The organism is Echinicola arenosa, from assembly GCF_014841125.1.
GTDB classification, from domain to species: domain Bacteria; phylum Bacteroidota; class Bacteroidia; order Cytophagales; family Cyclobacteriaceae; genus Echinicola; species Echinicola arenosa.
Genome location: NZ_JACYTQ010000003.1, coordinates 82,158 through 96,237, shown reverse-complemented (window position 1 = coordinate 96,237; position 14,080 = coordinate 82,158). Strand labels below are relative to the sequence as shown.

Below are 14,080 nucleotides of genomic sequence, written 5' to 3'. Positions count from 1 at the left end.
GCTTTAACAATTTTTAGTTAAAAAATGAATTTCAAAAATTTATGCAACATAGAATTGATTGAATTCGCTAATTATTTGCAAAACTTTTAAAGTCATTTACAAAAAAAGTAACTCAATATATAATATTCGCGCTCCTATCACTCACTATACAAGACATAATAACTTTAATGGTTATTGAAAATTCAACAACAATTGAAAGAGAACTCACATAATTAATCCAATAAAAATTTAGAAATATTACAATTAACACAACTGTACAGATGTCCTATACAAAGTCAATATTATGACTCTAACAAGTTTTTTTATGAAATAACTATTTTATCCCAAATTCTTTTATATTTGTAGTAGTTCGATTGAAATAAAATTATTCACCTTATTTAGGTTTATTTGAAACAATAAAGTTGGATGTTTTTTGAATAATCTTTAAATAATTGACGATAATTTTATTGATCAATAGAGCTTTACATTACTATTTTCCTTGACATTCGAACGAAATCATAGAGGAGTTTACCGCTATCGGGTAAGTGGTAAATAGACCGAAAACCAGATCTTTTTATACTTTTAACTATGGAAAACAACATAAACCCTTTAACGGTTGTATACCTATTAGCCATAACAGTAGGTCTTGTAACTGCCGTTATACTTTGGGCCTTCCCCAATTCTGAACAAAAATCCAGAAAATTGCTCAGCTTCACTTTTATTGTACTCACACTTAATTTAATAGGAGAAGCAATCATGGGAAGTGATTACTTATTTGAGTTGCCTGATCTGTATAAATTTGGGAACATACTATGTTTCCTCTTTACCCCCCTGTCCTTCTTGTACGTACGCTCAGTTTTACAAAAAGAACACCCAAGAAAGCGAGATCTTTTGCATTTTCTGCCATTCGTGCTAGTTATAGTTGATTACATCCCATATTTGATTTTGCCTCATGAAGAAAAAGTAATTTTCTTGCAAAACTTGATCAACGCCCCAATCACCACCTTTAGTGTTTCTAATCAAATTGGTATCATTCCTTCAGAAATCATTATTGTATTGTATCACATTACTTTTGGAATTTATTGGATGCTTCAGATATGGATGATTATCCGGTTTGTGAGACATGGAGACAATGATGTAAAAGAAGCCAACAAAACTACTGTAAACTGGTTGTTCTTCTTCTGTTGTGTGCAGTTTTTCTTATTTTACCCTTATTTCATTAATAATAGTTCACCGTTTGAAAACTCAATTAACCATATCATTAGTGACTTTTCCGGTGCCTTTGTTATCATTCTTAGTGCCGCCTATTTATTTAGTAGACCTGAATTACTTTATGGTCTCTCTAAAGTATTAGTACCTATAAATGATAGAATTCCTGCTGTAGAAAAAGTAAAGACCTCATCAACCAACTCATCAAAGTTCTTAAGCAAAGCCAAAATAATTGAGATAGATAGCAAACTTACAGAACACATTGAATCGAATGAACCATTTCTTAACCAAGGGTATAACCTTAAAGATTTGTCACGAGATCTTGATGTTCCTCTTTATATAATGAGTTCTTTTATCAATAAAGAAAAAGGCGTGAATTTCAGTGATTTTTTAAATCGTTATCGCATTGAGTATTGCAAAAAGAAAATTGCGGAAGGGGAATGGCGAAACATTACCCTAGAAGGGTTAGGCTACGATTGTGGCTTTTCCAATAGAAATTCTTTTACCGCTGCCTTCAAAAAATTTGCTGGGAAAACTCCTTCTGAGTTTATCAAAAAATACAAATAACCACTGATTTTCAAAACATTATAATTCTTGGCATTTTAAACATTATATCACCCATAATTCAATCGTCATTTCCTTACTTTAGGGCATAAGATGTTTTTCTTAACACTTCAAACTCAATAATTATTTATCAAATAGTTACTGGAGTGTTTCAAATCTTTACATCGGAAGTTTTCTGACTACTACCTAGAAGAGCCCATGCCAATACAGTTGACATTGAACACAATCATTCATTTTATGGCTGCCATTACTTCGATGATGATTGCAATCATCTTATGGTGGTATCCTAACTTGGTTGAGGGCCAAAAAAAGTCCAAACAAGTTCTTTCAATGGCTTTTTTATCCTTGTTCGTATGGCACATCCTATATTTCCTCAACAACACAACCTCTTCTCCATTTGATTTTTCACTATTTGACGTATTTATAGTCTTCGCTGTTTCAATTTTTATGCCTTTGAATTACCTCTATTTTAATACATTGGCAAAAGCTAGCACTCTCAACATGCAACATGCTGTACATGCTGCACTTCCAATAGGAATTTTTTTGATCGCCTTGTACCAATACTTTCTCCCATCTTTATGGATAGCAGAGTTTATCTTGATATCATTGCATGTACAAATGGGCATTTATTGGGTTATGGAAGTAAACCTGATTCAAAAACTCCGTAACATCAGCAAAAAAGGTTTTATACATATCAATGTTCATTGGCTTCGATGGACTGTGGTTTATTTGGTCATTCAAACAATGTTATTCATACCCTTCTTCATCTTCCAAATATTTGGTTTTTATAAGACTTTTTCCCTAGAATCCATTACGATAGAAGCCATTTGTGGTTTGTTCTTATCCATTTCTCTTTTTCTTAGGCCATTTCTATTGTTTGGAATCAAAGACATTAGCCACAAAGAGCTGCCCTCCAAAATAAAGACCAATCCATTTACCTACCCTCAGACCATGGTTGGTAAGCCGAAAAATATAAATGAAGACATCATCGAAATCTATATGAACAGCTATCACCCATATCTAAAAAAAGATTGCACTCCTGCTCTATTGGCAAAAGAATTGGGCATTTCAATAGATCAGTTAAATAACTATCTAAAGCGGAAAAACGGACTTAAATTTCAAGACTATGTCAATCTCAAACGCATCCAATACAGCCAAAATATCATTAAGGAAAAAGCATATCACGATATGACCATGGATTTACTCGCAAAGGAAAGTGGTTTTATCGATCGACATAGTTTTATTTCATCATTTAAAAAGCATACTGGCTACAATCCGTCAGATTATATAAAACATTTTTTCTAAGCTTCTCAAAAACAACAATATCCCCATATGCCAAATTCTATAAATATTGGCACCTATTGATTCTATATTAAATACTCCTAGGCTATTCCTTAGTAAATTAAATTAATTCAATAATTACTTGAAATTTCCACTGGATAATACAGAAGTGCTGTAGTTCAAGCCAGGATCAAATTATTGACTTTTTGTAGCAAAATGGGAAATAAACGGAACAATTCGAAATCACCCCAAAACGCAGTATGCATCCTCAATACTGTAATGAAAAGTGGTTATTTAGTACCCTCGATTTTAAAATATCCAAAGGACAGTTATCTAAATTGAAACAATACTATAATTGATATGAAAAGAATATTATTATTTCTGGTTTTTACAATTCCCTCTGTTTCCTCCTTTGCGCAAGAACAGGAAGAGGATATCGACCCTATAGCAGTATTTATTTTGGACCATATGGCCTCGGTTATAGGAGATCTCGAATCATGTCACTATACCATCACCACAGAAATTGACACCCCTAGTGTAGAAGTGGGCACTGAAAAAGAACACAACGATAGTGAAGTTTATATGCAGGGGCCAAACAAAATGTTGGTCCATTCAAAAGGTCAGTATGGACACCGAGGTTTTTATTATAATGGAGAGGTGTTCACTTATTATTCCTATAGTGAAAATAATTATACTACAGTTAAGGCACCAGACAATATTCTAAGCACCATTGATAGTATGAATTATTACTACGATGTAGAATTTCCTGCTGCAGATTTCTTCTACCCTACTTTTACTGATGATCTCTTGGAGAATTTCGATAAGTTGAAGTTTTTGGGATCCAAGCTAATAGACGGAAAAGACTGCTTTCATATTGCAGCTTCCAACGATTCCTTAATTGTTCAAATTTGGATAGCTAACGACGCTACAAACTTGCCCGTCAAACTTTTGATCATTCACAAGGATAAAGAAAACTTCCCTCAATACGAAGCTACATTTACCCACTGGGAAATTAATCCCGTTATACCTGCTTCCATATTTGAATTCTCACCTCCTCCAGGGGCTAGATTAATCGCTATCCTTCCTAAACATTAAACCACAACACCATGAAAATATCAATAAATAAACTCATTCAATCTGTGTTGGCGATAGGAATTATGGCCATGCTTTATATGCCCATTGAAGCTAATGCTCAAAGATTAAATCACAACAGAGGTGCTGCAAGACCAGCTGCTAATAGAACTGCCGCAAGACCTGCCGCAAGTGGCAGGTCTATCAATGGAGGTGCTAGAACCTCCGCATCCAGACCTAACAACCTTAACCAACGGTCAATTCCTAACAGAAATAATCAGACCATAAGAAACCAAAGTAATTCAAACAATAGAAACATTGGAAATAATCGAGGAAGCAATAATAATTTGTCAAAAATCAAAAGCAACAACAGAGGCAGTAATAACCGGGTCAACATTGATAATAGTAAAAATGTCAACATCAATGTCAACAACAGGAATAATATTAATGTAAGAAACAGAAGCTCTGTTGTGGTGAGAAACCCTAGACCTTATGTCCGACCGCCTTACAGATATGGCAGATATAGGTACTATTGTTACCATCCTTATTTCTATCACCCTTTCAGACCATTCTATTGGGGGCCAGTATGGCATCCATGGGGATTTTTTGTGGCTACTTTAGCTGCCACAGCCATAGTGATATCTGTTGAAAATCAAAAATACCATTATGACCAAGGCGTGTACTATGTGGAAAGTAATGGAGGTTATACCGTCGTTGAAGCACCTGTCGGAGCTACCATCAAAGTACTTCCAGATAATTCAGAAAATGTCGTCATCAATGAGACCACCAATAACTACTACTATGGAGGCACCTATTATGAAAAAAGTGATGATGGATATACCGTGGTACCCCCTACTTCAGGAGCAGTTGTTGAACATTTACCTGAGGGTGCTGAAGAAGTTAAAGTAGGAGATCAAACCTATGTGAAATATGGTGACACCTATTATCAGCCTGTTCAGTTAGATGGAAAAGACAAGTATGAGGTGGCCGATGTGCAAGAAGAATAAATATTTTATAAAGCCATAACTATGAAAAATTTCCGAAAATACACTTTAGTTCTACTCTCATTTGTACTAACTCAAGCCGGAATGGCACAGGATAATGCTGCTGAGTTGGCTAAGAAGCTGGCCAACCCTATTGCCTCACTTATATCCGTGCCTTTTCAAAACAATACCGACTACGGAATTGGTAATAATAATGGGACCAAAAACACCTTAAATATCCAACCAGTAATACCTATTTCCATCAATGATGATTGGAATATGATTACTAGGGCCATTGTTCCAGTGGTCACTCAGTATAATATTACTGGAGAAAACACCAAACAGTCTGGCTTGGCTGACGCGGTAGTATCGGCTTTCTTTTCTCCAAAAAACTCTGAAAACCTTACTTGGGGAGTTGGTCCTGCATTATTGTTGCCTATTGGCACTAATGATTTTTTGACCACCAAGAAATTTGGAGTTGGTCCCACAGCCGTAGCCTTAAAACAAAGTAATGGTTGGACCTTGGGCGGCTTGATCAATCAAATATGGTCAGTAGCTGGCTCAAGTGAGAGAAGCAATGTCAGTCAAATGTTTGTGCAACCATTTGTGGTATATAACTGGCCAAGTGGAGCAGGATTGGGAGCCAATATGGAATGGACACAAGATTGGAAAAACTCCAAAGGAACCCTTTGGCTTAACCCTACTTTGAGTGCTGTAACAAGTTTAGGAAAACAAAAGACGCAAGTTGTCATCGGCCCAAGGCTCAATTTGGCTGCTCCTGATGGGGCCAAAGCGGACTGGGGATGGCGTGCTGTTTTGATCTTCTTGTTTCCAAAATAAGCATCAAAAAATGATGCTCGGATGAAGTTGAAATAGGTCTGAAAACTTGAAAAATCAGCTCGAGTTTTTCGGTAACAGAAAAATCAAAACTCTCATAATGGGAAGCTATAACCTAAAACATATAAGCAATATGAAAAAAGCAATACGGATGTTTTTAGTAATGGCACTTGGTCTTGTGTGTACCGTTTCAATAAAAGCGCAAACATTTACAATGGGGAAGAAGTGCAGCGCATTGTTAGAAGAAGCAAATACACTATTAAACTCCCAATCTTACTCTGAGGCATTGGCCAAGTTGGATGAATTCTCAGGAAACTGTAAGACAAAAGATGCCAAAGAACTGGGATCCATTAGCAAGGCTGAAGCCTATAACGCTTTGGGCCAATATGATAGGGCCATCAAAGAGGCAGATGCTGCTTTAAAAGTCAGCAAAAACAAAAGTTTAGGAGGGCATTTCCAAAAAGGAATCGCTCTTCAAGGATTAGGTGATATCTCTGGTTCAAAAGCAGAATTGGACAAAGTAATCGAACTCACGGAGATGAACCAAAACACTAAAGAACGGGCCAATAACTATGCCCTGATGGCCAGGATCTACAATAGACAGTTAAATGAACAGGATACCGCCTTGATGTATTTAGACAAAGCCATTGAAATGGACCCTGAGAACACCTCCTTTTTACTTCAAAAAGGAGACATGGCACTTTTTCATAACCAATATCTTGATGCTTATGATGCATATGACCAAGCTTTGGAAAATGGGCATGATCCTCTTGAAGTATACATTAGCCGCAGCAATGTAGGGCTGAAGATGGTAGAAAATAAATATGGAACTAACAAAGCGCAAGAATTGAAAAAGTCAATGACAGCCGAAGAAAAAAATACCCTATGCTCCGACATTGGTAAAGCACTTGAGTTGGGCTGGGTGAATATGAGCATGGACATGTTTTCTGCCTTGGTATGTAATTAAACCTCTTTAAATAAATCAGATGAAAAATTTAATCATTTATGCATTGATACTGACAGTGACAGTAAGTTGTGCCAACTGGAACAACCAGCAGAAAGGCACTGCCATTGGCTCAGCCGGTGGGGCAGCGATAGGAGCAGCAGTTTCCAAAGGAAGTATTTGGGGGGTGTTGGCAGGTGCAGCCATAGGTGGAGCCGCAGGTAACTTGATTGGTAAGAAAATGGACCAACAAGCAAAAGAATTGGCCCAAGCCATTCCAACCGCGGAAGTACAGCGAATCGATGAGGGAATTAATGTAACGTTTGATGCCAGTTTGGCTTTTGAGATCAACTCAGCAACCCTCAGCGATAGTTATAAGGAAGATCTAACAAATGCGATCCCTGTATTCCAGAAATATCCTGACACCAACATACTCATCGAAGGTCATACCGATGATTCGGGTTCAGATGAGTTTAATATGCAACTGTCAGAAAAAAGAGCCAAAGCAGTTTCTTCTTTCTTAGCAGACAACGGAGTGGAAAGGTCTAGGCTAATTGAAAAATGGTATGGAGAAACTCAGCCAAAATATCCCAATGATGACGAAAACAGGGCTAAAAACAGACGTGTAGAAATGGCCATTTACGCTAATAGCGAAATGCAAGAACAAGCTCAATCCGGTGATTTATAGACTAACTCTTTACTTGAACATAACCTGAGGCTAAATGAATATTAGTTTTAAACAATTAATCCTGCTCTTAATTGTCAGTTTTTCCTTTATTCAGATTAGTCAAGGGCAAGTATTGATTTCATTACTGTTAGGAGATAAACTTAACTCAGATAAGCTTGAATTTGGTCTAGATGGCGGAATAGCTTTCACCGATCTCAATGGACTTCCAAGTTCCAGTTCTGTTTCTGCTTTTCACTTGGGGTTCTATTTTGACATCAAAATGGAAGAGCATCTTTATCTCCATACAGGTGTCATTGTAAAATCAACTTTGGGCGCTCATAAAATCCCTACCTACCCAGTAGGTGAACAAAGCTTAGATGAACTAATGTCCGAGGGAGATATAAGGAGACGCTTAAGCTATTTTAATGTACCCATTTATCTGAAATATAAATTGGATAATAGGTTGTTTCTTGAAGCAGGACCACAACTTGGGCTGCTACATGGTGCCAAAGACGAATTCTTCACTGATATTAAAGATGAAGATGACCTAGTTTTTACTGGGGACATTAGGGACAGTTATAAAGCCCTTGACTATGGACTAGCTGGGGGAATAGGCTACAGACTAATGAAAGGAAATGGAATGAATGTCGGTTTTAGGTATTACTTAGGCCTTGCGGATATTTTAAAAGACAATACGAATGAAAGCCTTCATAATCGCGCATTTTACTTGTATGTAGGAATTCCAATTGGTGCCGGTAAGGTTAAAAAGGAAGAATAAACACTATACCAATTACCATATGAAAGTCATGTATAATTTTAGCATTAAGAGACCAAATACGTTACTTTGGATCTTTTCTATTTTATTTATCCTAAACCTTGATGCTTTTTCTCAAGGTGTGGGGAAATCTAATAACCCTGCATATAAGCCCTATTTTGACAGCTTAAAAAAAATGGACTATCCATATGCTCTTCCAATTTTAGGTAAACAGGCTTATAAGAGAGGATACGATATTTCTTATGCCTATGGAATTAGTGGAGTGTATTTTACTCAAACGCAAGAAATATCCATTGAAAGTACTTCTATTGGCATTAATGGTAGTGAACAGGTGGATCTAAGTAATGTCATTGATTTTGGTCCAACCATTGCAACCACCAATGCCTATACTGTTCGCCCAGATATTTGGTTGCTCCCCTTTCTAAACCTCTATGGGATATTAGGGGGAGGTACTACTGAAACACGAGTAAATCTGTTGGCTCCTGTTGGTCTTGAAACTACACAGCGGTTTGAGGCTAGATCCTTTGGTTTGGGAGCTACTTTAGCTGGGGCTGTTGGTCCTGTTTGGATCGCTTGGGACAATAATTACAATTTTGTAGATGTTGATGTCATAGTAGAACCGATACCTGCATTTAATAGCAGTATTCGGTTTGGCCATACCCTACGAAACCCAACCTATCCTCAAAAGTCCCTTGCTGTTTGGGTTGGAGTATTCTACCAAAAACTCTCCAATGATACAAGAGGAAGCATTGGTGTCACAGAAATTTTCCCGGGATTTGGAAGCGGAAACTTTATTGGAACCCTTAGAGACTGGTCGGAAACCCTCCCTCCTGCTCAAAGGTTGGTCGTAAACCAAATCATTAATGAATTGGAGAATGTTTCTAATAATATAGATTCCGATGGTACCATTGACTATACATTGGAAAAACGTGTAACTGCACCCTTCAACATAATTTTAGGATCCCAATATCAGTTTAACAAAAGATGGATTTTAAGAACTGAATTAGGTGTGTTCGGAAAAAGGAGTCAATTTATGCTGAACCTAAATTATCGTATTCCTGGCTTTAGAAAAACCACAAAATAATCAAACAGAAGTAAATACTCTTTAATGTGATATGATTATAGAATGTCCGATAAAAATTAATTTGATATGAAAAAATTAACATTACTCATTGCTTTATGCCTCATTTCTTTTAAGTACCTAATGGCTCAAGAAGACTCCTTGGTTTTCAAAAACAAAAATATCATAGTCGGTGAAATTAAATCCATGGACAAAGGGATTCTAAAAATTGAAACAGACTATAGCGATTCCGATTTTACCATAGAATGGGAAGAAATAATTGAAGTATATTCCAAGCAAAATTATTTGATTTCACTTCAATCAGGCAAGCGGTTAAACGGAAAAATAAATTCCTCTAGCCCTGGCAAAGTATTGATCAATAGTGTAGAACAAGGTGATCTGGAAGTCAATGTGGATGAAATTGTTTATTTCACCACCTATGAAGATGATTTCTGGAGTCGCCTTTCTGCTTCTGTCGACATAAACTATAGCTTTACAAAAGCCAATAATTTAAAGCAATCAGGCATTACAAGTACACTAGGTTATGTGGCGTCAAAATGGTCAGCCAATGCAGGATATAACCTCATTCGCTCCAGTCAAGATGGTGTGGAACCGACAAGAAGGGAAGACGGTAATTTCTCATTTAAGAAGTTCTTACCTAAAGATTTTTATGTTCCCGTGAACTATTCATTTCTATCAAACACTGAGCAGCTACTTGATATACGAAGTAACTTTACGGGTGGTATTGGTAAATATATCTTGCATACCAACAATGCCTACTTCGGTCTGGAAGGTGGTGCTTCCTACGTAAAAGAACGTTATTCAAGCGACGCCCCAACCCAGAATAGCTGGGAGGCTTACCTAGGATCTGAACTTAATCTATATGATATTGGGGACTTGAACCTTTATTCCCGCGTGGTTATTTATCCTGGTATTACAGAAAAAGGCCGTTTCAGAAGTGATTTTAACTTCAATGCCAAGTATGACCTTCCTTTGGACTTTTATATAAAAGCTGGTTTTACACTTAACTATGACAATCAAGCTGTGGAGGGAGCCAGCAGTACTGACTACGTATTACAGACTGGTTTTGGGTGGGAATTATAATTAATATTCCCAATAGTATAGGTATGATCAATTGACTAAAAAACCAAATCAATGTATTTTCAAAAGGTATTAGCGAACGATAAGTGATGAGATCCATGGATTTTGTTACTTCACAATTTTACCAGTTTTGAGCAAAAACTGGTTTTACTTTTTATTTAAAAAAGATTTTTTTACACATTTCTTAACAAAAACAAGAAAAACTGGTATGACCTTTGTAACTGTAATACCAAACGCATAAACCAAATTCAAACTTTAAACAAATCGAACAATGAAAAAATTACTAATTTTATTCGCCGTAAGTAGTATGATGACTCTAACTTCTTGTGGAAATGATAAAAGTAAAGTGGAAGAAGCTGGAGATAAAGTAGAAGAAACAATGGAAGACGCAGGTGATGCGGTTGAAGATGCTGCAGATGATGTTGAGGATGAAGTAGAAGATGCGACAAACAACTAGTCACATCAGAAATTATAAATAAATAAAAAGAGCCTTGGTACACCAAGGCTCTTTTTATTTTTGACTGATATCTTAAAGCTTTTCTGCATTAAAAGTGTCTCCTTGAGACAAATCACCAGTATCAAATCCCCTTTTAAACCATCTCATCCTTTGCGCAGAAGTTCCATGGGTAAATGAATCCGGTACCACCCTCCCTTGTGCCTGTTTTTGCAACCGATCATCTCCGATGGCATTGGCTGCATTTAAAGCTTCTTCAATATCTCCCTCATCCAAGATATTTTTCATCTTTTGTGTATGATGAGCCCAGATACCCGCTAGAAAATCTGCCTGTAACTCCAACTTAACAGACATCTTATTATATTCAGCATCATTCAACTGACTTCTCAAGCCATGTACTTCTTCGGTTATACCCAGCAAATGCTGTACATGATGCCCCACTTCATGGGCTATCACATAGGCTTGCGCAAAATCACCAGGAGCATTCAATTGATCCTTCATATCACGATAAAAACTCAAGTCAAGGTATAACTGTTCATCAGCGCTACAATAAAAAGGGCCGCTTGCAGACGAAGCAAAACCACATGCAGATTTAACCTGCCCTGTAAATAAAACCATGGTGGGCTCCCTATAATTTTCCATCAGCTGGTTCCAAACATCCTCAGTATCGGCCAACACCACCTTACTAAACTCTGCCAGTTCTTCCTCTTCTGGAGTTCCTTGATAAACTTCGGTTGCTACTTCATTGACCATACCATTACCACCAATAAAATTCTGAAGCAAATTCAAAGGATTGGTTCCTGTCAGCCAAGAAATTAATAAAAACCCACCGATCAAGATCAGTCCCACTTTAGAAAACAATAATTTGATCAATGGTCCAATGAGCATTGATGAAATCCCTCTTCCGCCAAACCCTCCTGCTGACTGACCTCTTCGGTCATCGACATTGGAACTTTTTCTTCTACCTTTCCACTTCATATTGATATGGATTTGTTAAAACTTTTTCCTTCTATTAAAATACCAATTTTTATAATGCATTAAATGTTTTGGTTCAACAAAAATTGATAATTTCTGGTTATAAGAACTATCTTTTACACTCCGATCAAATGCAATTCCTATGCACTGCTTTATTGCTTACTTTTGGAAGTAAATAGACAATTATGGCCACCCAAGAATTACAAAATCATAGTTGTAGCTGTGAAACAACAGAACAATCCCGATCCAAAACCTCCGAGCCCACATCGTTTTTACAAACTTGGGGAACCTTAGTGTTTTGTTTTTTAATGCTGGTTATAGGAATGTTGATGGACCACTATAAGGTTTCTTTCTTTACTGGATGGTTAAGGGTGAGTTGGTATGTCGCTTCTTACTTACCTGTAGCTACTCCCATCTTAAAAAAAGGATTAAGCTTAATACTAAAAGGAGAAGTGTTTACTGAGTTCTTCTTAATGGGAATAGCTACACTTGGAGCGTTTTTCATTGGTGAGTATCCAGAGGCCGTTGCTGTAATGCTCTTTTATGAATTAGGAGAAAGGTTTCAAGGATTAGCAGTAAGAAAAGCTAAAAGAAATATCAAGTCTCTATTAGATATCAGACCAGAAATAGCCTCGGTAAATAGAAATGGTGAGTGGAAGACGGTGCACCCTGAAGAAGTCCTATTGGATGAAGTCATTCAAGTTAGACCTGGTGAAAAAGTTCCCTTAGATGGAATTGTCCTCGACGAAGGAAGCAGGTTCGACACCTCTGCACTTACCGGAGAAAGTAAGCCAAAAAAATTAGGTAAAGGAGAAGATGTTTTGGCCGGAATGGTCAACCTAGAAAAACTCTTCACTTTGATAGTCCATAAAAAATACAGCGAAAGCTCCCTATCCAAAATACTGGAAATGGTCAGTACAGCAAGCTCCCGAAAAGCCCAAACAGAACAATTTATACGAAAGTTTGCAAAAGTCTATACCCCTATCGTCACCTATTTGGCTTTAGCTTTAGTTATACTCCCCTATTTCTTTGTCAGTAATTATGTGTTTTCAGATTGGTTGTATAGAGCGTTGGTTTTTCTGGTAATTTCCTGCCCATGTGCTTTGGTTGTGTCCATACCATTAGGCTACTTTGGAGGCATCGGAGCGGCTTCCAAAAATGGGATTCTGTTTAAGGGATCTAATTTTTTGGATCGAATGGAAAATATCCAAACCTTGGCGATGGACAAGACAGGCACACTGACAAAGGGAGTCTTTAAAATTCAGGAAATCTCCCCAGAATCAGCAAACACCGAATGGATCAGCTTAGCAGCCAGCCTTGAAAAGCAAAGTACGCACCCTGTTGGAAAAGCCATTTTGGAATATACCGATGAGCACTCCATTGAAACCTTCCCCGTTAATGAAATGGAAGAAATTTCAGGAAAAGGATTGAGAGGGAAGGTCAATGGAAAAGAAGTATTAGTAGGTAATTCAAAATTATTTACTGGAAACCAAATCACGATTCCCAAGCAAACCACTTCAAGCAAAACATCCACAATCTATGTGGCAATTGATGGTCAATATGCAGGCCAAATTAATATTGCTGACAGTTTGAAAGAAGATGCCAAATCCAGCATCCAACTGCTCCGAAGAAAGGGTATTTCTGAAATAGTAATGCTTTCGGGAGACAAAAGTGATGTCACCATAGAATATGCAAAGGAATTGGGACTTGATAAGGCCTATGGTGATTTACTTCCTCAGGACAAAGTCAAGCAAGTAGAACTTCTTAAAAAGAATGAAAAACATACTGTGGCCTTTGTTGGAGACGGCATTAATGATGCTCCTGTACTGGCTTTGGCAGATATTGGAATAGCCATGGGAGGATTGGGCAGTGATCTAGCCATTGGAACCGCTGATGTGGTGATCCAAACAGATCAACCTTCAAAAATAGCTCAAGCTATTGACATTAGTAAAAAGACCAAAAGCATTGTCTGGCAGAATATAGGTCTGGCATTTTTGACCAAACTGATTGTATTATCCTTGGGAGCTTTAGGAATGGCTACCATGTGGGCAGCAGTATTTGCAGATGTTGGTGTTGCGATGCTGGCTATCTTAAATGCAATAAGAATACAGCACATGGATTTTAGCCTAAAAATAGTTGATAAATGAAAAGAGCCTGTCTTATTAAACAGGCTCTATATAG

At 37.2% G+C, this 14,080-nt stretch carries 13 protein-coding genes; 12 read left to right on the top strand and 1 reads right to left on the bottom strand.

The features are described 5' to 3' along the window. Positions 1-567 precede the first annotated feature (567 nt). The 11 genes from IFO69_RS09770 to IFO69_RS09720 all read left to right on the top strand — a co-directional run bounded on the left by IFO69_RS09770 (position 568) and on the right by IFO69_RS09720 (position 10,927). The gene (locus IFO69_RS09770) at positions 568-1,755 is read left to right on the top strand and encodes a helix-turn-helix domain-containing protein (RefSeq protein WP_192009923.1); all 1,188 of its coding nucleotides are present in this window, start codon (positions 568-570) and stop codon (positions 1,753-1,755) included. A 234-nt stretch (positions 1,756-1,989) separates the two neighbouring features. Continuing rightward, positions 1,990-3,057, top strand: a complete 1,068-nt coding sequence (locus IFO69_RS09765; protein WP_192009922.1) for a helix-turn-helix domain-containing protein — start codon at positions 1,990-1,992, stop codon at positions 3,055-3,057. A gap of 336 nt (positions 3,058-3,393) precedes the next feature. Continuing rightward, positions 3,394-4,128, top strand: coding sequence for a DUF2092 domain-containing protein (locus tag IFO69_RS09760; protein WP_192009921.1), 735 nt, complete (start codon positions 3,394-3,396; stop codon positions 4,126-4,128). A gap of 11 nt (positions 4,129-4,139) precedes the next feature. Continuing rightward, on the top strand, positions 4,140-5,111 hold the full coding sequence (locus IFO69_RS09755; protein ID WP_192009920.1) for a DUF6515 family protein: 972 nt from the start codon (positions 4,140-4,142) through the stop codon (positions 5,109-5,111). 21 nt (positions 5,112-5,132) lie between these two features. Further along, complete coding sequence (locus IFO69_RS09750) at positions 5,133-5,927, top strand: transporter (protein ID WP_192009919.1); 795 nt, start codon at positions 5,133-5,135, stop codon at positions 5,925-5,927. Positions 5,928-6,057: 130 nt separating this feature from the next. Next, positions 6,058-6,891 (top strand): tetratricopeptide repeat protein, encoded by an 834-nt coding sequence (locus tag IFO69_RS09745; protein WP_225444084.1) that lies wholly within the window; start codon positions 6,058-6,060, stop codon positions 6,889-6,891. 19 nt (positions 6,892-6,910) lie between these two features. Further along, positions 6,911-7,555, top strand: coding sequence for an OmpA family protein (locus IFO69_RS09740; RefSeq protein ID WP_192009918.1), 645 nt, complete (start codon positions 6,911-6,913; stop codon positions 7,553-7,555). Positions 7,556-7,589: 34 nt separating this feature from the next. Beyond that, the gene (locus IFO69_RS09735) at positions 7,590-8,312 is read left to right on the top strand and encodes a porin family protein (protein ID WP_192009917.1); all 723 of its coding nucleotides are present in this window, start codon (positions 7,590-7,592) and stop codon (positions 8,310-8,312) included. 19 nt (positions 8,313-8,331) lie between these two features. Continuing rightward, positions 8,332-9,393 carry a hypothetical protein gene (locus IFO69_RS09730; RefSeq protein WP_225444083.1) on the top strand — a complete coding sequence of 354 codons (1,062 nt, stop codon included), beginning with the start codon at positions 8,332-8,334 and terminating at the stop codon, positions 9,391-9,393. Positions 9,394-9,459: 66 nt separating this feature from the next. Continuing rightward, positions 9,460-10,473 carry a DUF481 domain-containing protein gene (locus tag IFO69_RS09725; RefSeq protein ID WP_192009916.1) on the top strand — a complete coding sequence of 338 codons (1,014 nt, stop codon included), beginning with the start codon at positions 9,460-9,462 and terminating at the stop codon, positions 10,471-10,473. Between the two features lie 304 nt (positions 10,474-10,777). Then, positions 10,778-10,927, top strand: a complete 150-nt coding sequence (locus IFO69_RS09720) for a hypothetical protein (protein WP_225444082.1) — start codon at positions 10,778-10,780, stop codon at positions 10,925-10,927. Between the two features lie 72 nt (positions 10,928-10,999). Here IFO69_RS09720 and ypfJ read toward each other — a convergent pair whose 3' ends face one another. Further along, entirely contained in the window at positions 11,000-11,902 is a 903-nt protein-coding gene (gene ypfJ, locus IFO69_RS09715) for a KPN_02809 family neutral zinc metallopeptidase (RefSeq protein WP_192009914.1), read from the bottom strand. 326 nt (positions 11,903-12,228) lie between these two features. Between ypfJ and IFO69_RS09710 the strand changes: the two genes are divergently transcribed. Beyond that, positions 12,229-14,046 carry a heavy metal translocating P-type ATPase gene (locus tag IFO69_RS09710; RefSeq protein WP_225444081.1) on the top strand — a complete coding sequence of 606 codons (1,818 nt, stop codon included), beginning with the start codon at positions 12,229-12,231 and terminating at the stop codon, positions 14,044-14,046. Positions 14,047-14,080 lie beyond the last annotated feature (34 nt).

Coding starts and splice junctions, on each gene's coding strand:
- IFO69_RS09770 (WP_192009923.1), top strand. CDS start 568: ATGGAAAACAACATAAACCCTTTAACGGTTGTATACCTATTAGCCATA.
- IFO69_RS09765 (WP_192009922.1), top strand. CDS start 1,990: ATGGCTGCCATTACTTCGATGATGATTGCAATCATCTTATGGTGGTAT.
- IFO69_RS09760 (WP_192009921.1), top strand. CDS start 3,394: ATGAAAAGAATATTATTATTTCTGGTTTTTACAATTCCCTCTGTTTCC.
- IFO69_RS09755 (WP_192009920.1), top strand. CDS start 4,140: ATGAAAATATCAATAAATAAACTCATTCAATCTGTGTTGGCGATAGGA.
- IFO69_RS09750 (WP_192009919.1), top strand. CDS start 5,133: ATGAAAAATTTCCGAAAATACACTTTAGTTCTACTCTCATTTGTACTA.
- IFO69_RS09745 (WP_225444084.1), top strand. CDS start 6,058: ATGAAAAAAGCAATACGGATGTTTTTAGTAATGGCACTTGGTCTTGTG.
- IFO69_RS09740 (WP_192009918.1), top strand. CDS start 6,911: ATGAAAAATTTAATCATTTATGCATTGATACTGACAGTGACAGTAAGT.
- IFO69_RS09735 (WP_192009917.1), top strand. CDS start 7,590: ATGAATATTAGTTTTAAACAATTAATCCTGCTCTTAATTGTCAGTTTT.
- IFO69_RS09730 (WP_225444083.1), top strand. CDS start 8,332: ATGAAAGTCATGTATAATTTTAGCATTAAGAGACCAAATACGTTACTT.
- IFO69_RS09725 (WP_192009916.1), top strand. CDS start 9,460: ATGAAAAAATTAACATTACTCATTGCTTTATGCCTCATTTCTTTTAAG.
- IFO69_RS09720 (WP_225444082.1), top strand. CDS start 10,778: ATGATGACTCTAACTTCTTGTGGAAATGATAAAAGTAAAGTGGAAGAA.
- ypfJ (WP_192009914.1), bottom strand. CDS start 11,902: ATGAAGTGGAAAGGTAGAAGAAAAAGTTCCAATGTCGATGACCGAAGA.
- IFO69_RS09710 (WP_225444081.1), top strand. CDS start 12,229: ATGGACCACTATAAGGTTTCTTTCTTTACTGGATGGTTAAGGGTGAGT.